At 36.1% G+C, this 22003-nt stretch carries 18 protein-coding genes, 1 tRNA gene and 1 rRNA gene; 11 read left to right on the top strand and 9 right to left on the bottom strand.

The window, feature by feature from the left end:
* Positions 1–23 precede the first annotated feature (23 nt).
* The 4 genes from B8780_RS02700 to B8780_RS02685 all read right to left on the bottom strand — a co-directional run bounded on the left by B8780_RS02700 (position 24) and on the right by B8780_RS02685 (position 3212).
* Positions 24–239, bottom strand: coding sequence for a helix-turn-helix domain-containing protein (locus B8780_RS02700; protein ID WP_011177256.1), 216 nt, complete (start codon positions 237–239; stop codon positions 24–26).
* A 54-nt stretch (positions 240–293) separates the two neighbouring features.
* A complete protein-coding gene (vat, locus tag B8780_RS02695) occupies positions 294–2528 on the bottom strand; it encodes a VCP-like ATPase (protein ID WP_011177257.1) in 2235 nt (744 codons plus the stop codon).
* 93 nt (positions 2529–2621) lie between these two features.
* The gene (locus B8780_RS02690) at positions 2622–2927 is read right to left on the bottom strand and encodes an ArsR/SmtB family transcription factor (protein ID WP_084272564.1); all 306 of its coding nucleotides are present in this window, start codon (positions 2925–2927) and stop codon (positions 2622–2624) included.
* A gap of 48 nt (positions 2928–2975) precedes the next feature.
* A complete protein-coding gene (locus B8780_RS02685; RefSeq protein WP_011177259.1) occupies positions 2976–3212 on the bottom strand; it encodes a hypothetical protein in 237 nt (78 codons plus the stop codon).
* An 85-nt stretch (positions 3213–3297) separates the two neighbouring features.
* On the opposite strand from B8780_RS02685, the gene B8780_RS02680 reads away from it, so the two are divergent.
* Both B8780_RS02680 and B8780_RS02675 read left to right on the top strand, forming a co-directional pair.
* Positions 3298–4425, top strand: coding sequence for an MFS transporter (locus tag B8780_RS02680; protein WP_084272563.1), 1128 nt, complete (start codon positions 3298–3300; stop codon positions 4423–4425).
* 282 nt (positions 4426–4707) lie between these two features.
* The gene (locus tag B8780_RS02675; RefSeq protein WP_084272562.1) at positions 4708–5208 is read left to right on the top strand and encodes a VOC family protein; all 501 of its coding nucleotides are present in this window, start codon (positions 4708–4710) and stop codon (positions 5206–5208) included.
* A 170-nt stretch (positions 5209–5378) separates the two neighbouring features.
* Here the strand turns inward: B8780_RS02675 and B8780_RS02670 are convergent, their stop codons facing one another.
* Complete coding sequence (locus B8780_RS02670; protein ID WP_084272561.1) at positions 5379–6905, bottom strand: hydantoinase B/oxoprolinase family protein; 1527 nt, start codon at positions 6903–6905, stop codon at positions 5379–5381.
* Positions 6902–8860, bottom strand: coding sequence for a hydantoinase/oxoprolinase family protein (locus B8780_RS02665; protein ID WP_084272560.1), 1959 nt, complete (start codon positions 8858–8860; stop codon positions 6902–6904). The genes B8780_RS02670 and B8780_RS02665 overlap by 4 nt, the downstream gene beginning before the upstream one ends.
* A 337-nt stretch (positions 8861–9197) precedes the next feature.
* On the opposite strand from B8780_RS02665, the gene B8780_RS08260 reads away from it, so the two are divergent.
* The 4 genes from B8780_RS08260 (at position 9198) to B8780_RS02645 (ending at position 11417) form a co-directional block, all read left to right on the top strand.
* Positions 9198–9470: a tyrosine-type recombinase/integrase gene (locus B8780_RS08260; protein WP_330831682.1), complete on the top strand. Its 273-nt coding sequence runs from the start codon at positions 9198–9200 to the stop codon at positions 9468–9470.
* 49 nt (positions 9471–9519) lie between these two features.
* Positions 9520–9972 carry a GNAT family N-acetyltransferase gene (locus B8780_RS02655; RefSeq protein WP_161939668.1) on the top strand — a complete coding sequence of 151 codons (453 nt, stop codon included), beginning with the start codon at positions 9520–9522 and terminating at the stop codon, positions 9970–9972.
* Between the two features lie 25 nt (positions 9973–9997).
* A complete protein-coding gene (locus B8780_RS02650) occupies positions 9998–10237 on the top strand; it encodes a hypothetical protein (RefSeq protein ID WP_084272558.1) in 240 nt (79 codons plus the stop codon).
* Positions 10238–11000: 763 nt separating this feature from the next.
* Positions 11001–11417, top strand: a complete 417-nt coding sequence (locus tag B8780_RS02645; protein WP_084272557.1) for a hypothetical protein — start codon at positions 11001–11003, stop codon at positions 11415–11417.
* 96 nt (positions 11418–11513) lie between these two features.
* Here the strand turns inward: B8780_RS02645 and B8780_RS08065 are convergent, their stop codons facing one another.
* On the bottom strand, positions 11514–11690 hold the full coding sequence (locus B8780_RS08065) for a DUF6364 family protein (RefSeq protein WP_153274199.1): 177 nt from the start codon (positions 11688–11690) through the stop codon (positions 11514–11516).
* Positions 11691–12281: 591 nt separating this feature from the next.
* Between B8780_RS08065 and B8780_RS02640 the strand changes: the two genes are divergently transcribed.
* Positions 12282–15314, top strand: coding sequence for an N-6 DNA methylase (locus B8780_RS02640; protein WP_084272556.1), 3033 nt, complete (start codon positions 12282–12284; stop codon positions 15312–15314).
* Positions 15315–15441: 127 nt separating this feature from the next.
* Here the strand turns inward: B8780_RS02640 and B8780_RS02635 are convergent.
* Positions 15442–15514 (bottom strand) — tRNA-Phe (locus B8780_RS02635).
* A gap of 85 nt (positions 15515–15599) precedes the next feature.
* On the opposite strand from B8780_RS02635, the gene B8780_RS02630 reads away from it, so the two are divergent.
* The 4 genes from B8780_RS02630 (at position 15600) to B8780_RS02615 (ending at position 19005) form a co-directional block, all read left to right on the top strand.
* Positions 15600–16025, top strand: coding sequence for an HIT family protein (locus tag B8780_RS02630; RefSeq protein WP_011177265.1), 426 nt, complete (start codon positions 15600–15602; stop codon positions 16023–16025).
* A complete protein-coding gene (locus B8780_RS02625) occupies positions 16012–16599 on the top strand; it encodes an orotate phosphoribosyltransferase-like protein (protein WP_011177266.1) in 588 nt (195 codons plus the stop codon). The genes B8780_RS02630 and B8780_RS02625 overlap by 14 nt, the downstream gene beginning before the upstream one ends.
* Positions 16600–16601: 2 nt before the next feature.
* On the top strand, positions 16602–18116 hold the full coding sequence (gene lysS, locus B8780_RS02620) for a lysine--tRNA ligase (RefSeq protein WP_084272555.1): 1515 nt from the start codon (positions 16602–16604) through the stop codon (positions 18114–18116).
* A 64-nt stretch (positions 18117–18180) separates the two neighbouring features.
* Complete coding sequence (locus tag B8780_RS02615; protein ID WP_084272554.1) at positions 18181–19005, top strand: Mrp/NBP35 family ATP-binding protein; 825 nt, start codon at positions 18181–18183, stop codon at positions 19003–19005.
* Positions 19006–19049: 44 nt separating this feature from the next.
* On the opposite strand, the gene B8780_RS02610 is transcribed toward B8780_RS02615, so the two are convergent.
* A 23S ribosomal RNA gene (locus B8780_RS02610) occupies positions 19050–21958 on the bottom strand.
* Between the last annotated feature and the right edge of the window lie 45 nt (positions 21959–22003).

The following is a 22003-nucleotide window of genomic DNA, read 5'->3' as shown; positions in this document are numbered from 1 at the left end:
CGATTTTTATATAATATATAAAATCATGCAATGTTTATACAATAATACCTGCGCCTGGCATCATTTAAACATATACTAATATATACTAAATCCATTGCCTCAAGCTTTTTTATTGCATAGAGAACAGTCCTCTTGGACAGATTTGTGTTTTCAATAATCTCGCATAGTGTTGTTACCTTTCTTTCTCTTATAAAATCGAAGACCTTTTTTAATGAGCCTTTATATGTGTATTCCTCCATTAATAAATAATATTTATAAAATATAAAACAATTGTTTTAGGTGCATTAAAAAATTTATTGATATAAACCGAGATCCTCCACGGATTTCTTCCTTTCGATTATATCGCGGCCCATGCTCTTTGCAAGGTCATTATAGAATTTTATTACGCTTTCGTCAACTGATGGTCTTATCGTCTTTAATGCGTTTAGGAAGTCATTCTGCGTAACCTCTGTTGCATCTGGATTTGACCTGTATGCCATCATGCCAGCCTCCCTGCATAGGTTTTCTATATCAGCACCGACAAAGCCATCGGTCTTCTTTGCAAGTTCGCGAAGATCGACGTCCGGTGCCAGTGGCATGTTCTTTGTGTGCACCTGAAGTATCTTGTATCTTCCCTCTTCATCCGGTGGTGGTATGTACATTATTTTATCGAAACGACCTGCCCTTAGAAGCGCTGGATCTATTATGTCTGGCCTGTTGGTTGCTGCTATAACGACGACACCGTTTAATACCTCTATGCCGTCAAGGGATGTTAAGAGCTGGTTAACTATTCTTTCTGTTACGCCTGAATCCATGGATGCACCGCGTCTTGGGGCTATTGAATCTATTTCATCAAGGAATACTATAGATGGCGCAACCTGCTTTGCCTTTTTGAATATCTCCCTGACGGCCTTTTCACTCTCTCCGACCCACTTGCTTAGCACCTCAGGCCCCTTTATTGATATGAAATTGGCATTGCTCTCGTTTGCAACAGCCTTTGCAAGGAGCGTCTTGCCCGTTCCAGGGGGTCCATATAATAGAAAGCCCTTTGGTGCACGGATGCCAAGCCTCTTAAAGACATCAGGATTTAATAATGGTAATTCAACAGCCTCCCTTAGCTCAGACTTAACGTTCTCGAGACCACCGATATCGTCCCATTTAACGTTTGGAACCTCCACGGTAACCTCCCTTAGACTGCTGGGCTCTATTGTTTTTAGTGCCTCCATGAAGTCCTGCTCTGTTACAACCATCTTTTCAAGAACCTCTGTTGGTATCGGCTTGTCAAGATCTATTTCCGGGAGATACCTTCTTAATGCGTTCATTGCAGATTCCCTTGTTAATGCTGCAAGATCGGCACCAACAAAGCCATATGTGAGATCTGCTATCTTTTCCAGAAAGTTCTCCTTTTCATCATCGGTCATGCCAAGCGGCATACCCCTGGTGTGTATTGCAAGTATCTCCTTTCTGCCCTTCTTGTCAGGAACGCCTATGGTTATCTCCCTGTCGAACCTGCCAGGCCTCCTGAGGGCCGGATCAACGGCATCTATACGGTTTGTGGCACCTATTACTATGACGTGCCCCCTTTCCTTAAGGCCATCCATCAATGTTAATAACTGCGCAACAACCCTTCTCTCGACCTCACCCTGAACATCCTCTCTTTTGGGTGCTATTGAGTCTATCTCATCGATGAATATTATTGATGGCTCAGACTCCTCTGCCTTCTGGAAGATCTCACGGAGCTTCTGCTCGCTCTGGCCGTAGTATTTGCTCATTATCTCTGGACCGTTTATTGCATAGAAGTTTGCACCGCTCTCGTTTGCAACGGCCTTTGCTATCAATGTTTTGCCTGTTCCAGGAGGCCCGCTGAGAAGGACACCCTTTGGCGGCGTTATTCCAAGCCTTTCAAAGAGCTCTGGATGCTTTAATGGCAGCTCTATGATCTCGCGTATCCTTCCAAGCTGGTCCGAGAGACCACCGATATCCTCGTAGCTTACCCTTGTTACCTCCTCAAGAACCTCTGATGCAGGATCCTCTCTTATTTCTATCTGTGTTGATTCAGATACCTCAACAGGAACCTTGCTTGGTATCGTTTTTACAACCTTGAATAAAAGCCCAGTGTGTCCTGCCAGCGTCAACCCTGGAACGCTAATTGAATCCTGCTCTATCATTGGCCTTCTCATTAATGCCTTTTGAACGAAGTCATCAATGCCCTCACCGAAGCGAAGCCTCTGATCCTTTCTTATTATAGGAGCTAAAACGATCTTCTTTGCCTCCTCAACAAAGACCTTTTTGACCTTGACCTTATCACCAATTGAAGCGCCACAGTTGTTCCTCATTACACTGTCTATTCTTACTATACCCTTATTCTCATCCTCGGGGCGAGCCCTGAAAACCCTGCCCACTGTTGGCCTCACCTTTTCTATTGAGACCACATCGCCTATATCAACATCAAGTGCAAGCCTTGATTCCTCATCGAGACGAACCCTGGCCATACCAGGATCAGTGGCGTTAGCCTCGGCAACCCTGAGTATTATACCATCGGATTGCATGGAAGTATATCGCTTAAAAGGTATTTTAAAATTATTATCAGTATTAGTTGATCTGGTATTTATTATTCATAGTAAGTAAGTTTTTACTGACCGTTATTTGTCAAAATTATAATAATTTCTTAATATTTCATCAATCATTGAATAATTTGATCTGTAATAATTAGATAAAACATAGGATCTGCCATAGCCATCACCTATAAATGTTATTATTTTATTATCAAGCATTATTTTTATATGATGCTCTATTGTACGGTAATTCACGTTCATTTCAAGAGATAATTGATGTATATTTTTTGGCTCATCCTTTATCAATGTTATAATCCTGGATCTCGTTTTGCCTCCTCTTGTGCCAACCAGGAGCCACCAGATGAGCCTTGAGTTATCATCATTTAAATCCATTTAATGTATATTTTTACTTAATATTTATTTATTAACATTAAAATAAATTTATCTTCTTATTTCCCTGCTGGTTTTTACCACTGCGGTTGATTCCTTCTGCTTTTCAACACCAAGCCAGTAGCCAAGTATACCAAATAGTATAACAGGTACTGTAAATGAAACAAGACCGCTGTCACCCCAGTCATGGTAGTTTATGCCCCAGAATAAATAAAAGGCCACGCCAATGAATAAAAGGAGGCCACCCAATATTTTGTAACCATTATATGCTGTAAGATACTTTGCCATGCAATACACTAAATAATTTTAAGTATATATACATTTATTATGATAATGGACAAAAATATATTATAAAATAATTTATTAATGAACCATGTCAGGTCTTTCAAGGAACATCACTGGCATAATGGTTCCCTTTTTGTTGTCTGCATACACTGTTTTTTCAATAGCAATGATAATTACAGATATATCAAGGGCTTTTAATGTTTCCATTACCGATGTGCTTGTAACTGTGCCTGTTGACTTTGTGGGCGGGGCCATAGGTGGTTTGGCCATGGGCTATGTTGCAGATAGAATTGGAAGAAAGCCGGTTATTTTAATTGCCGCGATAATGTTCAGCGTTGGAACGATTCTTGGCTCACTGGCAGGAAACATAATTGAGATATACATAATATGGTTTATAATAGGCTTTGGTGTAAACGCAGATAACGGTATGGCATATCCATTAATAGTTGAAACATTAAGGAGATCATCCGGATCAATAGGTGGAATAACGCAAAGCCTTTATTTTTTAGGTTTTTTGCTTGATTCGGTTACCTATATAATTATCCATTTCTGGAGGTATTATCTTCTAGCAATAGGCATAATAAGTTTAATATTTTCAGTTGGCACTGCAATACTAATAAATGAAAATAAAATGAAAACTGTAAGGAAAGGCCTTACAAGGGATATGGTTCCAAAAACGATATCACTATCACTTGTGACAATAGGTGCATTTATGTTTACGGTTCCGTTACTGTCTGTTGTTCCAACGCTTTTAAATGAGATAAATGTCTCGGATTCATTCGTTACATTATATTCAATTGTTGGATTCTCTGGCTTTGTAATTGCAGGGATCTTATCAGACCGCTTTGGAAGAAAATATACAACATTAATGTTTACAGTACCTGGACTTATATCATCATTAATTCTATACTTTATTACATCATCTTTTTACATCATTATAATAATGATTCCTGTTTATATCTTTTCCGGATTCTTTTCATTCCTTGGCGTCTGGGTTGGTGAGAACTATCCATTTGAGATAAGGGCAAGCGCAACAAACATCGTTTTCTTTGCTGGAAGAATTCTTGGTGGCTTTTCACCTTTTATAGTATCATTAATAGGGCCGCTGCGCATGGGCCTCTCACTGATATGCATAATCTCGGCTTTACTTGCAATAATTGGCGCTGCAACATTAAGGATAAAAAAAAGTGATTCCAGTATTATTTACAGCAGATAAAAATGTGATTTTTATATTCACTTAAAATTATTAAGTAAAACATTTTATTTGTGTATATTTTATTATCGTTTTTGGTTGATTTATATAATTAAATGTTCTCTAATCAAATCCAGGAGGTTAAAATTATTTAATCTGTAAATATTTTAACAGATGTGCCATTTTGATAAACTTTTTTTAATTTATACTTTTTATAAAATTGAAATAAGTCAAACAAAATCAATTATTTATCATGCACACCTAAAAATTTTATAAGATTTAAATAAAAGAATATTATAATATAAAATGAAATCTATATTTCATACTTTAAAAGAAATTACATTTTTTGTTGATAATATAATTGATGCATCAAAATATTATAAAAATATTTTTGGAGAACCTATATTCAAGAGTGATCATTTCATATTATATAATGCAGGTTTTATTAACATAGGTTTTCATCAATCAGATGAAAAATCATTAAAAGCAAATATTGTTCCATATTTTTCTGTAGAAGATATAGATCAGGCCATAAAATATTTATTATCACATAATTTTAAAATATACCGTGAAAAAATAAAAGGTGTTGATAGTGCATATTTATGCCAGTTAATTTCACCATTCAATAATTGTTATAGGCCTAATCCAGGAATAATTATTTTAATGACAATGGCCATCATTACTTTTAGTGCATTTAATGTGCCCTACAAAAGAAAGGTAACAAATCGTGGCAAACCTCTACTGTTCTTTTTTAACGGTAAGATTGGGAAAGCTGGCATCTTTCTTAAATTAATATATACAGTATAATATCATGGGCCCGTAACCAGGGCGTTACCATCACAGGCCTCTGGATCTCCGCTATTATAATTAACGCCAATAATTTCCATGCTTCTGATCTAAATAAGGTTTTATGAGCTTTAATTTGTATATAATATTAAAATCAATATTAATATTTACTCTTTGTTGTGCATGTTCTATCATCTATTACCATAGCCCCCGCCACCTGGCGTTTTTATAATAACCTCATCATTTGCTTTTAATTTAAATGAAAATTTTCCGGGCATTCTCTTTTTTCTTCCGGATGATATTATATAAATAATTCCATTTTTTCCCGGAGAACCACCATGAAGACCCCAGGGTTTAACCTTAAATCTATCAGCAATTACAGATATATATGTTTGATTTTTAACATAAAATGATCTTATTATGCCATCACCGCCATTGTAATGGCCTGAACCACCGCTGCCGCGCCTTAATTTATATGCTGTAAAGAATACCGGATACTCCCTTTCGGCTATCTCAATAGGCGTGTTAAGTGTGTTCGTCATGTTTGAATGTATTCCTGATTCACCATTGGAATTGAATCTGGCACCGTTGCCACCGCCTATTGTTTCATAGTATGACCAGTATTTTCCATTGTTCTCACCGCCAAGCATGATGTTCATCATCGTACCGGAAGATGCTGCCGGAATTTCCTTTAAAAATCTGGACATCGCAAGCAAAACCGTATCGGCAACACGCTGTGTTGTTTCCACATTGCCGCCTGAAACAGGATGTGGTCTCTCAGGATTTAACAGCGATCCTTTAGGAACCATTAGGTCAATTATGGAATAAAAACCATCGTTTGTTGGGATTTCCTGATTAATGGCACTTCTAATTGAGAATGAAACAGAGGAAAACGTTACACCAAGAACAGCATTTAATGGATAATTTACCTGTTTATTGGTTCCAGAGAAGTCTGCTTTAATACCATTTTTATTTATAAAAAGTTTTAATTTTAATTTAATTAAATCATCATTGCCCTCAAGAAAGTCCTCGGATTCGTATTCTCCTGATGGCCATTTTGATATTGCATTCAATGATAGTTCCCTTGAGTGATATATTAATTCATCCCATGAGTTTTTTATATCGTTCTCGTTGTATTTATATAGGATCTCCTTAATCCTTTTTATACCAGTTCTATTTGCGGCCATCTGCGCATTAAGATCACCCAGGGCAGTGTCAGGATCCTTGAAATTGGATATAATGAATTTTATAATATCACCTGAACCCCTCACCGGTGGTATTATCATCCCCTCCTGGTATATGTTTACTGCCCCGGGGTTAAGGCTGCCAAATACCGGGCCACCAACATCGACATTATGCGCCTTGTTTATAACATAGCAAAATAATTTATTTTTATTATACACCGGTGCCATGAATGTAACGTCATTTAGATGCGTTCCCGAGATGTATGGATCGTTTGTAACAAGCATCTCATTATCTTTTAAAATAATATTGTTTTCATTCATGTAATCTATTATGTTCTTTGCACCAATCTTAAATGATCCAAGATGCACAGGTATATGCTCTGCCTGGGCCACTATTCTTCCTTCTTCGTCAAGAACTGCACAGCTATGATCCATTCTCTCCCTTATATTAGGCGAGAGTGCAGACCTTTTAAGGGAAATTCCCATCTCCTCGGCTATAAACTGTGTTGCCTTTCCTATTATTTCCCAGTTCATCTAACCACCACAATTTCATTATTTTTTCCAGTATGGGCATTCCAGTTTTCAGGTATAAACGTGCTTGATCCGTCCTCCTCTATTACGCATGGACCTGGAATGTTTTCACCTTCTATTAGACTGTTTCTTGAATATACTTTAATCCAGACCCATGATCCATTTATATATAATTTCCTGTTAACAAAAAACATTTTGCTGCCCTTTTCAATGTTTATCCTGGGTTTTTCACGCTTTTCTACCGCAAAAACACGTATTGTAACGATGTCAACAGGCCTATCAAGCCTGAATCCAAAGGTTTTATAGTGAAGGTTTTCAAAATCATGTATGATTTTATCCCTGTTTATTTCATTTACAGGAACCGTTAATTCTGAGCCCTGACCATGATACCTGCAATCAGCGTACATTATGAACCCGGGATTCTTGAGTTTAACCATAAGTTTATTTTTTAATGCATCAAAATCATGCTCAAGATCCTCGGGATATGATTTGCGCGCCTCATATCTCATATCAGAGTATGCCAGACCAAGGGCACTGAAAACACCTGGAGCTGGTGGTATAATAACCCTTTTTATGCCAAGTTCCTCTGCAATTCTAACCGCAAACTGCGGTCCAGCACCACCAAAGCCAAATAATGTAAAATCTGATGGGTCAAGACCGCGTTCAACAGTAACAAGCCTTATACCGCGGGCCATCTCAAGTATGGCAAGCCTAACAGCATCCTCGGCAATTTCGTATGGATTTCCAAGCTTTGATAATGCCTTTAATGATAGATCTCTTCTTAGCTTAAAATCGGAACCTGACATTTTATCACCTATTATTCCAAGAACCAGATTTGAATCCGTTATGGTCGGATATCTACCGCCGCGATTATAACATACAGGCCCAGGATCTGAGCCTGCACTCCATGGACCAATGTTTAATCCTCCGGCCGAATCCCTCCATATTACTGTTCCACCGCCTGCAGATACCTCGGAAAGGTCTATAAATGGGAATCTAACAGGATATCCGGAGCCCTTTATTATCCTGCCATGATGGGATAATCCCCCAACCTCGTACTCTGATGTGATTTCAAAGTTGCCGTTGAGAACCGTTCCTGCCTTTGCGGTGGTGCCGCCCATATCAAATGATATAACATTATTTATTCCAATGATTTTAGCAAATTCCGATGCTGCTATAACGCCTGCAGCCGGTCCTGATTCTATGATATTAACCGGTTTTTCAGAGGCCTCGTTGCTAAAAATAAGACCCCCGGCATTTGACATGATTTTAATATCAAAATCACCAAAATCTTTAATTGAAAGCTCCAGATTTCTTACATAATTTGATATTACCGGAGACAGTGCAGCATTAACCACGGTTGTTGACATTCTTTCATACTCACGTGGTTCAGGCGATATTTCGGATGATATTGAAACGTTTTTAAATCTTTTTCCAATAATATTCTTTGTTAATATTTCGTTATCAGGATTTTTATATGAATGCAGATAACAAACCGCAACTGATTCCACATTTTTTTCAAGCATCCTTTCAGCAATATTTTTTATTTCAGATTCTTTTACAGATTCTATTATTTCACCATTTACATCTGTCCTTTCATTAACCTCGTACCTTAAATTTCCCGGAACAAGAACCCTGGGCCTGTGGAAATTTAAATTATAAAGTTCTGGCCTGTTCTGCCTGCCTATCTCAATTATATCCTTAAAGCCATATGTTGTTAACAGTGCAACCTTTGGGAGCTCAAGACCGTACTGGCCAAGCAGTGAGTTTGTGGCTATTGTTGTTGCATGCAGGAATTCATCAATCCTTTTACCATTCAAATATTTTTTAAGGCCGTTTATAACGCCGATCTCCGGATTTTTTGGCGTTGTTGGAACCTTGTAATAACCAACATTTTTATTTTCAATGATGACTATATCTGTGAAGGTTCCACCTATATCCACAGAAACCATTAACATAAAAATGTAAATAGGTATAATTTTATTAATTTTCTTATATGATTATAAGAGATTTTAAATAAATATTTAAGCATGAATTGATTATACATAAAAATAAGCATATAATTTTTGCATAAAGGTTTGATGAAATAATAGAATGGCATTAATGCCTTTTTATTCATGCGCATTCTGCATAAAATGTTTTTATCTTTTGTAAATACATCTTTTATATGCAACTCCGGATGCAGAATCGGTGAGATATTATCATTGATGAAGGATGTAATTGTTTCATGAACAATTAATTTTAAATGTGCATGGCAAAACAGGAAACAGAAATGTAAGGATAATATGAGATTCAATAGCATATTTAAAGGATTATTTAAGATCAAGGGATGACAATGATTATTATTTATTTACTGGAATAAATAAGAACAATTTGCATCAGCCAATGAAATACTATGATGCAAGGAAACTATTATTAAATTTAAAGGAAAGAACCGGAATAGAAAAAAGAATATATCCGCATTTGTTCAGGCATACCAGGGCATCAATACTGGCATCAAAGTTAATTGAGAATGTAAGGTTAAAGGGTCCTGAATTGTTAAATAAATTCAGGAATGAAATAAAATAGGCCTTATAAGAATCAGAAAAAATTTTATGGAGGCAGAAATTACATGCAAATGGATAAAAAATTTAGATTAAGGGGCGGTTATAGATATATCAAAAAAACAGATCAGAGAAGAATTATCTCAGGAAATCAGGTAATGGATAGTATAAGCTTAGAAGATCTTTATAATCTATCTTTGAAAGATAATAACATAATTATAATAGTTAAGGAGGAAAAGAAAAAACCGGTTGCGTTTATGGAGATTATTAAAAATAGCCCTTTTCATGTGGAATTAATTTCCGTTGATCAACGATTTCAAAAAAGGGGACTCGGCACATCCATGCTTCACTTGGCAGAGAAAATTGCATTAAAATACGGTTTTACAGAAATTAGGTTGGATTCAGTTGAAGATAAGGTTGAATTTTATAGAGATCTTGGCTATACAGAATATGGAGAGATGTTTTATGATTATGAATGGGGCAACCTACAGCCAATGAAGAAAAAAATAAAAAATTATAAATACTAATACACAATATAAAAGAGGTAATACCATGGTAGTAAAAAAAATATCAATTTCAATAGATGCGGAAGTGGATAAGGCCCTAAGCATACTTGCTGATGGGGAAATGATGAGTAAATCAAGATTAATAGAAAGCATAATATTGCACGACAAAAATATAAAAATGATTATAAATGCACAGAGGCATGATACCGCTTCCGGAGTTTATGCAGTTCCAGATCATAGGGAACACATTAACAAAGAAAAAGATAAAAAACAAATATTTCAATAAATATTTGATAATATTTTAACCAATTGATATTAATGTTTGTCATAGCCAATGCCTAGTATTTCATATAATGCCTTTTTAACATTTTTATCCTTTGTTTTTGAATCATTGAATATGAAGATAATAATTCTTTTGTTGCAGTTGAAACTATAAATAAATATCTATAGATTATATATAAATATTCGCAGTTAATCAGGCAATAAAATAAAAGATATTAGACTGACCATTGTTAAAACTGTAATGGCCTATTTTAATGGATTTTTTCATATAATGGATTAATAATGTATATTCAAAATATTTTAAAATTGATTGCAAAACCATGATATTAAAGGATTTAATAACAATGACATTAAAAATAATTAAATTGAAATGACTGCTATTAAACACAGGGAAATAAAGGATTTCATATGTTGAAAATTTTAAAATTATTTTAATTAATTTAAAACACAGAAAAACAAAGGCTCTATATTTTAAAATATTAATATAAGTATGGCATTAAAAAACTGATATTTTGACATTTTTGCACATATATGGTCCAAGAGAGAAGTATTAGAGATGTTAGTTCCCATGAAAATTTGAGAACAACATAAATATAATAGTATAAAAAATATTAATACAGAAATTATATAGAGAAATATGATAAATAGCATTAAACTTCGTTCTCCATATACAAGAAATATAAAAAGGTACTTAAACAAAGATTTTGGATCCGATGATGATTATATGAATAATATACAACTGGATGAATATATTAAATTTGGGGAATATGATAAATGATGTTTTTGCCCTTATAAGAAATAGTGAAATAAGTGCCATTATGGCCGTTAAAATATCTACATTTAATGAGGTTGTAAACTCATCCGGTATTGTAATTAATAAATATTGCAGCAGGTATGAAAATGAAAAATGCTTATTTATAGAATATTTTAATAGAAATTCAAAAATCAGCCAAAACAAAAATAAGGGCGATGGGGCAATAATGATGGATATGTTAAAAAATCAGTGCAGAAAAATGAATATTAACATAATTTGTTTGGAAGCTGATGGAAAAAATCCTGTAAAATTAGCACAAAATTATTACATGAAAATAGGCTTTATTACATGTTCTGAGAAATACAATGTAAATGATTGGCCAGGAGAGCTTATTTTTATGGTATGTGACCTTAGGGAGCAGCAATCATGATTATTAAAAATTTAGTTTAAAGTTCATTTTTTATTTCATTATTATTTGTTTTCTTTCTTGAACTATTAAATAAAGAAGGATCAACTGCTGTTGGATTTATATTTTCCTCAAGCTCGGAATATTTTTTTGCCTTATCGATAAATTTATGAAAATCTGAAGAGCCCTTAGAAAATTTTCTATGACCCTGGATACACTAATGTTTTTTTCTTCCGCAGCTATTATTATGGCGCTGTGCAGCTCAGGAGTTATACTTATTGTAATTCTATCATTCATTTTTCATCAGTATGATTATTAGTAATACTCATATTAAATCTTTTTGATAGATTTTATTATTTATATAATGGCTTTACAAAACTCACAGAATTGTAAAGCAATTTTAAATACAGGAATTTTAAAAATAACATGGCCTGGAATTATTAGAATCAATGAATATATAAAATAGATTTACAAATAAATGAAATGTAAAGGAATGGAAATTAAAAATCATGGTCCAGGAATTTATGATAAGGTTAAACAATGCACACAATATAGGTTAAAAATTAATGGTATTTAGGATATGTATTCCATACCATTGCATTTTAATTTTTTTATTTTTCATATTAAAATAAATAGATATGGGGTTACATTATAATTTTTTATTGTAACAGAAAATTATAAAATAAATTATAAAAATCGGTGATTCTTAGAAAATGGAAAATTAAAAACATGCCAAGGAATGCGTTCTTTTCAGCATATAAAATATATGAAAAAATTAAAAAATAATATTTCATTTTTAATAAATAAAAAATTTTAATGATAATTATAAAAATATTGAAATAATCTAATACAAAAATTTAAAAATAAATCCATATTAAAGATTATATAATGATAAACCAGTTAGAATATATTTATCCAGATAATTTTGAAAATGAACTTAAAGAATATTTAAAAGTTTTACCCACAAAAAATGGAGAATTAAACAAAAGGGCATACATGGAAAGCAAGTTAATGGTAAATATAATGGGAATAAAGCCAGAGTTCATAGGTTTTGAGGAAAACCGCAATGATATTTATTATGCAGGAATATTAATGGAAACAAAGGATGAGATAAATAAAGATACAAGAGAAGAGGCATTGAGGGAATTAAAAAGGTATAAAAATGCAAGAGAGAAAAACGGATATACAGTTTCTAAATTAATTATAACAGATGGAAATATATTTGAGGTATATAATAGCAATGAACAAAAAGAATATGATTTTATATTAAACAATGAAATAAAAACTCAAAATGATGAATATACATTAAATAATCTATATACAAAGCTCTATTTATTGTTTAATCCAAAAGATATAAAATTAAATCCAAAGGTTGATATTATAATACCAAGGCTTTTGGATTTACAAAATGAAATACTGAAGAATATTCAAAATAAAAAAATAAAAATTGATAACTTAGAATACACAATTAAATTTGATGAATGGAAAAATTATGTGGCCAAGGTTTTAGGCAACAACAAAGAGATATCATTAGAATTTTATTTAAGGCATGTAATAATATATTATTATTCATTGTTTATAGTTGGCAAAGTTTTAGGTGAAAATAATATAGAAAATATATTAAACGGTTCCGCCTTTGAATCCAAGGGAATAATGAATTTTGTTGAACCTGACAACTTTTTTGATATATTTATAGATAAAAACAATAAATTTTTCTCATATATCAATGAGGAAATAGATTTATATGATTTTTCAAATATAAAAGATGATATTTTCAGGGTTTTGTATGAAAGTGTAATATCTCCAAGTGAGAGGCATAATCTAGGTGAGTTTTATACACCTGAATGGCTTGCAAAAATTTTGGTTGATGAATTGGTTACAAAGGATAATGTAATATTAGATCCTGCATGCGGTTCAGGAACATTTTTAAAATTAAGCATTGAAAGAAAAAAGGATCTTGGTTCGCAAAAAATATCAGATGAGGTAATAGGCTTTGATATAAATCCCCTGGCTGTTGTATTCTCAAAGGCAAATTACATATTATCTCTAGGCAAGAATTACATACATCAAAAATTAAATTTAATAATTCCGGTATTTTTGGCAGATTCACTAATGACATATTACAAGAGAAGTTCTTTAAATGCCGATGTACAAAGTGTTACAATAGATTTTAATCCCATTGCAAATATAAAGGCAGATTTTGATTATTCCTATGTTAATGCAGGTGATGAGCCAATAATACAGCTAAATAAATACATAGAGGATATGAAAGATTTTGTTTATAAAAATTTAAATACAAAAAATATAAATGTACCTGATAAGTTTAAGTATAATTCAGATCTAATTAAAAAATTAATACAATTAGTTAAGAATAAAAAGGATGGCATATGGTTCTATGTTTTAAAAAACATATACACACCATATTATTTTAGAAATAAAATAGATGTTGTATTAGGAAATCCACCATGGCTAACTTATAGAGAAACATCATATGAGAGGCAACATGATCTGGATTCCATTTATGATGATTACAAAATGAAGCACGGATCACAAAATAAGGCCAATGTTGATTATGCAGGTTTCTTTATTGCAAGATCATCCGAATATTTAAAACGGAAAAATAAAAAAATTATTGGAAAAATAGGCTTTGTTATAACCAGATCTATTATGAATGCTTCTCAATATCACGGTTTAAGAACGAAAGCATGGATTAATTCAGCAAACATAAGTGAAATAATAGATATAGATAATTCTATTAATCCGTTTAGAAAGCCTTCTTGTATTGTAGTTTTTGATTTTAATTTAAAAGATAAAAAAGAAATATCAGGTTATTTAATAAAAAATTCTACAAATGAAAAAGTTGATGTTTTTAATAATAATATTAACTATGATATAATAAATAAAAAATATTATATTAATACATCAGAAAACGAATCTGCCATTTCAGATAAACCAATGAATTTTACTAAAAATTCTATTTATAAAAGTATATTCAAAAGAGGCGCAACAATATTCCCAAGACCATATTTCTTTGTTGATATATTAAAGGAAGAGCAATATGCATATTTAATAAAAACAATGGATAAATATAATCCATTAACAGCAGATAAGAGGCATAAAAAGGGAGATTATTCATTTATATGGAATAATTTTTATGCTCTTAAAGATTTGATATACAATATTGTTTTAGGAGAATCGATTGAAAATTTTGGAATTCATTTAAATGAAAAGGCAATATTGCCTTTAATAGATTACACGCTTATTATTGACCAGAATAAAGATACAATACCATACACATATTCAATAAAAAATAACATATACGAAACAAAAAATATGAACACAATACAAAATAATCTATTAAAAAATTATTTAGAAAAATTAAATGAAATAGAAAAAGACTGGGAGAATAATAGAGGAAATAAATTCACAAATAATAAAAACAGCGCTAATTCTATGAGTTTTATAGACTGGTTAAACTATGGTAATAAATTATTATCACAGCACAGTTATAATTACATGGTTGTTTATAATACCAGTGGAACAAAAATAAGGTCTGCTGTTGTAGAAAATAAAGATATAATAGTAGATGTTACCTCATATTATGCATATTTTGATGATAAAAATGAGGCATATTATATATGCGGAATATTAAATTCTAATTATTTAATTAAGCAGCTTAAGAATTCAGGAATCTTATCTGAAAGACACATACATAAAAAGCCATTCCAAATAGATATACCAAAATATGATAAAAATAGTAATATTCATAATAAAGTAGCTGAACTATCCATAGAACTACATCAATTAAAGGAAAAAATTAATAACGAATCCAATAAAGATGAAATAAATAAATTAAAAAAAGAATTTAATGATAAATACAATGAATTAAATGATTATGTGAAAGAATGTTTTAATAATTAAATATAAATTTTATATAATATTTAAATTATATAGCACTATTTTTATATTATAAACTCTAAATCATGATTATATAAATAAAATAATTTTTTAATTTTAGAATGGCTAAGACATTGAACTTTTATAATAATGCCGTGAGCCGGGATTGAACCAGCGACCTCCAGATCTTCAGTCTGGCGCTCTCCCAACTGAGCTATCACGGCCCATTTCCTGTATCGATTATTTTTATTAAAAGCTTTTCTTTTATTTTTCTGAAATACTTTTATAATTATATTATATATACTTACAATGTACGATGACAGCTGTGTTTTCTGCAGGGAGATAATAAAGAAGAGGAACGCGGCTTTTGTTTATGAGGATGATGATGTTGTCGCGTTTATGGATAATGCACCTATAGACAACGGCCACATACTTGTTATACCAAGGGAACATTACCAGGATATATTTTCAATTGATAATGATCTGTACATCAAGATTTATAAAACAGTTAAAAAGCTTGCACCGGTTCTTATATCCTCCCTGAATGCCCAGGGGCTTAATATAAGCCAGAACAACGGCAGGGCGGCAAACCAGGTTGTGATGCATTATCATGTTCATATGATACCAAGATATAATAACAGTAAGCTTAATATGGAAAGACATATAACTGATATAAAAGAGCTGGAAAAAACGGCAGTAAAGATAAGGGCAGGTGTTTTAAATGAAGAGTCTTGAGGAGCTCTACAACAGGGCCATAGAGATGAAGAATAAGGGAATGTCGGATAAGGAGATATCAACAGAGCTTCATTTATCGGTTAATACTGTTACATGGCTCCTTAGCAAGGAGTTTGTAAATGAGAGAAGTGCAAAGGATGTTAAAATAGGCTGGCGCAGTGCCGGTGTTTTTGGATCAAGGATAGGAAGTCTTGCAGAGATAATGATAGATATAGCAGAGGAAGAATCAAACAAGATGAATTTGAACATTGACGCATTTTTGGGAATAACAATCAATGGCATTCCATTTGCAACCCTTGCATCCTACATGACCGGGAAGGAGCTAATAGTATACAGGCCACATCCATCAAGAAAGGAGGGGTTTTTCAGCAGCAACTTCGCCTCTGTTGTAAACAAAAACGTTGTGATAATGGATGATGTTGTTAGCACCGGCGAAACCATGAAGAGAACAATAGAGGATGTAAAGAAATCTGGTGGAAAGCCAGTTCTGTGCATTGTAATAGCATCAAAGCTGAACATCGATGAGATAAATGGCGTGAAGATAAGGGCCATAATGAGAACAGTAATGGTGTGATCATGCACTGGAGTGAATCTTTATTAAAGGATGTTTCAGGGGATCAAAGGATATCAACGGGAATATCACCGTCAGGGCCAATACACATAGGAAACATGAGGGAGATACTCACAGGCGATATAATATATAAGGAGGCATTAAAGCTTGGAATTAGGGCATCTTTTATATATCTCTGCGATGACATGGATCCATTAAGAAAGGTTTATCCGTTCCTTCCAGGGAGCTATGAAAGGTACGTTGGCCATCCATTGAGCATGATACCTGCTCCAGATGGCGATAAAACATATTCAGAATACTTTTTAGAGCCTTTTAAGGAGACAATAGACAAAATAGATGTAAGGCCGGAGATAATAAGCACGACATCGCTTTATAAAAACGGCGTGCTGTCAAGGGCCATAGATATTGCAATGAACAACAGGGAGAAAATAAAAAATATATTAAACAGCATAGGAAATTATAAAATAACCGGTGACTGGTATCCATATGAACCTGTATGCAAATCCTGCGGAAGGATAAACACGACCACTGTAATATCATATAATTATCCATATGCCGAGTATAAATGCAAATGCGGCTATACAGGCAAAGCCGATATAAGAACTGATGATGGAAAGATGCCATGGCGTGTTGAATGGCCTGCAAAATGGTTTTCACTGCATGTTACAATAGAGCCATTTGGAAAGGATCACGGCGCGGCCGGTGGCTCATACGATACTGGAAAGGCCATAGCCAGTGATATTTTTAACATAAATCCACCGCTTCCGTTACTTTATGAAAGGATCTTTTTAAAGGGAAAGGGTGTAATGCATTCATCAACGGGTGTTGTAATACCCGCATCAGAGATGATAAAATTCTCACCGCCAGAGATAATAAGATTTTTAATTGCAAAGAACAATCCTGGCAGGCACATAGACTTTGATCCCGGGCCCGGGCTTTTAAATCTAATAGATGAGTATGAAAAGTACGAAAGGGCCTATTTTGGCCTTGACAGTGTAAAGGATGATGACTACAAAGATGTCTATGAGCTATCAAGATTAAAAATACTAAAAGAGCCAGAAAAAATAACATTCAGGCATATAGTAACGCTTGTGCAGATATATAATAATAACGATGCCCTGTTATCAGCGCTTAAGAGAAGCGGCTACGAGAAGGATTACATAGATGATTATATAATGAATGAGATTGATACTGCAAGGTACTGGCTTGAAAAGTATGCACCTCCTGAGATGAAGTTCTCGCTTACAGATGAAAACATAAATTTAAACGATGATGAAAGAAAGATTGTAAATGAATTCCTGGAGAACATAGATAATATAGAATGGTCACCGGATTCAATACACAATTATGTCTATGACATAATAGGAAGATCAAAAATGAGGCCACAGGATGCATTTGCGGTATTTTATAAAATATTAATAGGCAGGAGCCGCGGGCCAAGGCTTGGGTATTTTATTTATAACCTTGGCAGGGAGTATATAATAAAGAGGTTTTCTTCAATACTGGCCGAGACTTTTTAATTATATATTAAATTTTATAATTTTTTTCACTGCACTCTTAAATACAAGTAATGCATATAAAATCATGACTGGAAATATAAAGATCAATCCGCCACCGCCAAGGCCGATGATGACGCCGGAGAAATCTCTTAAATACAGGGTTAAGCACACAATACTTATCATGAGCGGCAAGGGCGGTGTTGGTAAATCAACGGTTGCTGCAAATCTCGCTGTTGCCCTTGCAGGTAAAAATCTAAATGTTGGCTTATTGGATGCTGATATAAACGGCCCGGATGATCCAAAGATGCTCGGCATAGAGAATGAAAAGGTCTACGGCGATGAAAAGGGAATAATACCTGCTAAAACAAAATACAACGTTGATGTAATTTCGATGGGGTTAATAATACCAAGGGAGACCGCAGTTATATGGCGTGGTTCACTGAGGCACAAGGCCATACAGCAGTTCCTTGAGGATGTCATCTGGGATGGAAAGGACATACTTGTAGTGGATCTGCCGCCTGGAACTGGAGACGAGCCATTGAGCATATGCCAGTTAATACCAAATGCCGATGGAATTGTCATAGTGATAACACCACAGGACGTTGCATTAAACGATGCTGTTAAGGCAATTGACTTTGCATCAAAGGTGAAGATACCTGTTATAGGTCTAATAGAAAACATGAGCGGCTTTATATGCCCGCACTGTGGGAAGGAAACAGATATATTTAAATCCGGCGGTGGAAAAAAGCTTGCAGAGCAGTATAATATAAACTTTTTGGGAAAAATTCCTATAATACCTGAAATTGTTGAGGATTCAGATAAGGGTATACCTGCAGCTGCTGAAAATGAATTTGCAAGGAAATTTTTTGATGATGTTGCAGAAAACATAATAAAGAATCTTAAAAATTAATTTTTTTAAAAATAAAAGGAAACACACCGGATAAGAAATTAGCATGGATTGTGCATTCGGTCTTTTAGTAACCGTGGACTTAATGCCTCGCAAAAGCTCAGCACTTACATCCCGGTCCTATCAAGCTCCTCTTTTAGGAGGGACCTGATAACGATGCCTCTTTTCAGGGGCGACTTCAGGCTTAGATGCTTTCAGCCTTTATTCGCGTATGGCGTAGCTACCCGGCAACTGCCCTGTCGGACAACCGGTAAACCAGAGGCCACGAACCCCCGTTCCTCTCGTACTAAAGGCTCCTTCCCTTCAGGCATCGAGCACTCCCACGGAGAAGCAACCCTACTGTCTCGCGACGTAGTGAACCCATCTCAGGATCCCTTTTAATGGGCGAACAGCCCCACCCTTGGCGTCTTATGCAGCGCCAGGATAGGAACAGACGACATCGAAGTAGCAAACCCTCGGGTCGATGTGTACTCTTGCCGAGGACAACTCAGTTATCCCTGGGGTAACTTCTCTCTTATCACCTGCCCTCATGAAGAGGGAGACAAGGTGGTTCGCTAAGCCCTGCTTTCGCATCAGCGTTCCTTATTGTCTGGAACACTGTCAAGCCAGCTTTTGCCTTTATACTCTACGGAGGATTTCTGACCCTCCTGAGCTGACCTTTGGAGGCCTCTGTTGGATTGTTAGAGGCGTGGCGCCCCACCCAAACTGCCCACCAATAGTTGTCCCTTTTGCAAGGTTAGTGACGCAACTCCCAAAGGGAAGTGTTTCATCGTCGCCTCCATTCCGGCCACAACCGGAACTTCGATGGCTCCTTCCTACCCTACGCATTGAGAATCGCGTCACAGCTACAGGCTGCAGTAAAGCTCCACGGGGACTTCGCTTTCACGTGGGAGAGACTGGATTGTGCACCAGTACATTAATTTCACGGGGCTGAACGCGGGGACAGTGGGACTCTCGTTGAACCTTCATGCAAGCCGCCAATTAAGCGGCTAGGTATTACGCTACCTTGAGAGGGTCATAGTTACCCCCGCCGTTTACTGGCCCTTCTTCTCCTTGAGCGGAGCTTTCAGGTACCAGCACTGGGCAGGTTTCGACCACTATACACATCCTTACGGACTAGCAGTGATCTGTGTTTTTGGTAAACAGTCGGGGTCCCCTTGCCACTGCGACCTATCCTCTCTCTGGATAGGCACTCCTTCTACCTAAGATACGGAGCTATTTGGCCGAGTTCCCTCGCGTCCATTATTCCCAAACGCCTTGGACTTCTCATCCAGGGGCACCTGTGTCGGTTCTTGGTACGATCTGAGGCTTGACCCATGCATGCTTTTCATGGGCTCCAGGAATTAGAGAAATCCCCATAAGGGGACAGATACATCTTCGCAGACTTTACGTCATTACAACTCTCCATCTGCTTATATGCACCAACACACTGACGGGTGTGCTCCTCCTATCCCGAAGCTCACATGCATGGCAGAACACCTCAGGCGCTGGAATATTAACCAGCTTCCCTTTCGACCATTTCCTGTTAGGAATGGCCTTAGGATCGGCTAACCCTCGGCTGACGAACATTGCCAAGGAACCTTTGCCCTTTCGGCGGAGTGGATTCTCACCACTCTTGACTGCTACTTTTACCAGGATCCGCGATACTGTACGGTCCACTCCTCCTCTCGAAGAAGCTTCGTCCCATACAGCACGCCCCCCTACCACATCACCTTGCGGTGGTCCTGGATCTCGGCAACTGGCTTTAGCCTCTTCCATCTTCAAGGCATGTAGCCTCGGTGAGTGAGCTGTTACGCACTCTTTAAAGGATGGCTGCTTCTAAGCCAACCTCCCCACTGTCTTCGGCCGCAAACCTTTTTAGATCGCACTTAGCCAGTATTTAGAGGCCTTAATCCAGGTCTAGGTTGTTCCCTTCACGGGCATAAAGCTTATCCCTATGCCCTAGCACCCCATATCTACGATTCGGACAAGTTCGGAGTTTGATAGGCCGGCGCAGTCTTTCGACTACTAACCGGCCAATCGGTCGCTCTACCTCATCCGAAATCTCCATGGAGGTCTACCTGCGGGTAGTTTCGGGGGGAACCCGCTATTGCCGCTCTAGATTAGCCTTTAACCCCTACACCCAAGTCATCCGAACGATTTGCACATCAGAACCGGTTCGGTCCTCCACCTAGCTTTCGCTAAGCTTCAACCTACTCAGGCGTAGATCGAGCGGCTTCGGGTCTGCCACGGCTGACTAAACGCACTTGGGTACGCTACCCCTCCATTGCTGTGCGGGTAATCGCTTTCGCTACGGCTCCTTCTTTAAGAATTAGCCTTGCCAACCGTCGCAACTCCCTGGCCCGTTCTTCAACACGGACTATAGGACACCGGTCACCTTTCGGTTCACCCCTTTAGTGCCCTATAAAGTTTTCACTGTCTGGTTTCAGGCTCTTTTCACAGCCCTTCCGGGTTGCTTTTCAGTTTTCCCTCACGGTACTTGTTCGCTATCGGACTTGAGATGTATTTAGGGTTGGATGTTCATGCCACCCGTATTCCCACGCGAATAACGACGCATGGTACTCAGGATACTTCCCCTCATGGCCTTTTTATCTTCTTCTACGGGGCTATCACCCTCTATGGCTAAGCTTCCCAGCTTATTCGAATCGATAAAAGAGGCGTTGGGGAAAGTCCATACTCCACATCTCCTTGCCCTTTCGGGTAGGATTCGGTTTGCCCTCTACCGCTTTCGATCGCCTTTACTCACGGTATCTCGATTGATTTCTTTTCCTCCCGGTACTAGGATGTTTCGATTCCCGGGGTGCCCTCTCCTTACGGAGTGAATCAGGAAGTCCCATTCGGAGATCTCTGGATCTAAGGCTCCATGCGCCTCCCCAGAGCATTTCGCAGCTTGGCACGTCCTTCTTCGGCTCTCAAGCCAAACCATCCCCCAGACAGTTTAGCAGTACACAATTCATCTTGCTTTACTTATCCGGTGTCACTGGTCTAAAAAGACCTTCAC

Source organism: Picrophilus oshimae DSM 9789 (assembly GCF_900176435.1).
Classification (GTDB): Archaea; Thermoplasmatota; Thermoplasmata; order Thermoplasmatales; family Thermoplasmataceae; genus Picrophilus; species Picrophilus oshimae.
This window is presented reverse-complemented; position numbering and strand designations above follow the sequence as displayed.

Bases quoted from the DNA above. Each gene is read 5' to 3' on its own strand.
- B8780_RS02665 (WP_084272560.1), bottom strand. From the start codon at position 8,860: ATGTTAATGGTTTCTGTGGATATAGGTGGAACCTTCACAGATATAGTC.
- B8780_RS02685 (WP_011177259.1), bottom strand. From the start codon at position 3,212: ATGGCAAAGTATCTTACAGCATATAATGGTTACAAAATATTGGGTGGC.
- B8780_RS02690 (WP_084272564.1), bottom strand. From the start codon at position 2,927: ATGGATTTAAATGATGATAACTCAAGGCTCATCTGGTGGCTCCTGGTT.
- B8780_RS02650 (WP_084272558.1), top strand. From the start codon at position 9,998: ATGGTAGTAAAAAAAATATCAATTTCAATAGATGCGGAAGTGGATAAG.
- vat (WP_011177257.1), bottom strand. From the start codon at position 2,528: ATGCAATCCGATGGTATAATACTCAGGGTTGCCGAGGCTAACGCCACT.
- B8780_RS02655 (WP_161939668.1), top strand. From the start codon at position 9,520: ATGGATAAAAAATTTAGATTAAGGGGCGGTTATAGATATATCAAAAAA.
- B8780_RS02680 (WP_084272563.1), top strand. From the start codon at position 3,298: ATGTCAGGTCTTTCAAGGAACATCACTGGCATAATGGTTCCCTTTTTG.
- B8780_RS02645 (WP_084272557.1), top strand. From the start codon at position 11,001: ATGATAAATGATGTTTTTGCCCTTATAAGAAATAGTGAAATAAGTGCC.
- B8780_RS02640 (WP_084272556.1), top strand. From the start codon at position 12,282: ATGATAAACCAGTTAGAATATATTTATCCAGATAATTTTGAAAATGAA.
- B8780_RS02615 (WP_084272554.1), top strand. From the start codon at position 18,181: ATGACTGGAAATATAAAGATCAATCCGCCACCGCCAAGGCCGATGATG.
- lysS (WP_084272555.1), top strand. From the start codon at position 16,602: ATGCACTGGAGTGAATCTTTATTAAAGGATGTTTCAGGGGATCAAAGG.
- B8780_RS02670 (WP_084272561.1), bottom strand. From the start codon at position 6,905: ATGAACTGGGAAATAATAGGAAAGGCAACACAGTTTATAGCCGAGGAG.
- B8780_RS08065 (WP_153274199.1), bottom strand. From the start codon at position 11,690: ATGAATGATAGAATTACAATAAGTATAACTCCTGAGCTGCACAGCGCC.
- B8780_RS02700 (WP_011177256.1), bottom strand. From the start codon at position 239: ATGGAGGAATACACATATAAAGGCTCATTAAAAAAGGTCTTCGATTTT.
- B8780_RS02675 (WP_084272562.1), top strand. From the start codon at position 4,708: ATGAAATCTATATTTCATACTTTAAAAGAAATTACATTTTTTGTTGAT.
- B8780_RS02630 (WP_011177265.1), top strand. From the start codon at position 15,600: ATGTACGATGACAGCTGTGTTTTCTGCAGGGAGATAATAAAGAAGAGG.
- B8780_RS02625 (WP_011177266.1), top strand. From the start codon at position 16,012: ATGAAGAGTCTTGAGGAGCTCTACAACAGGGCCATAGAGATGAAGAAT.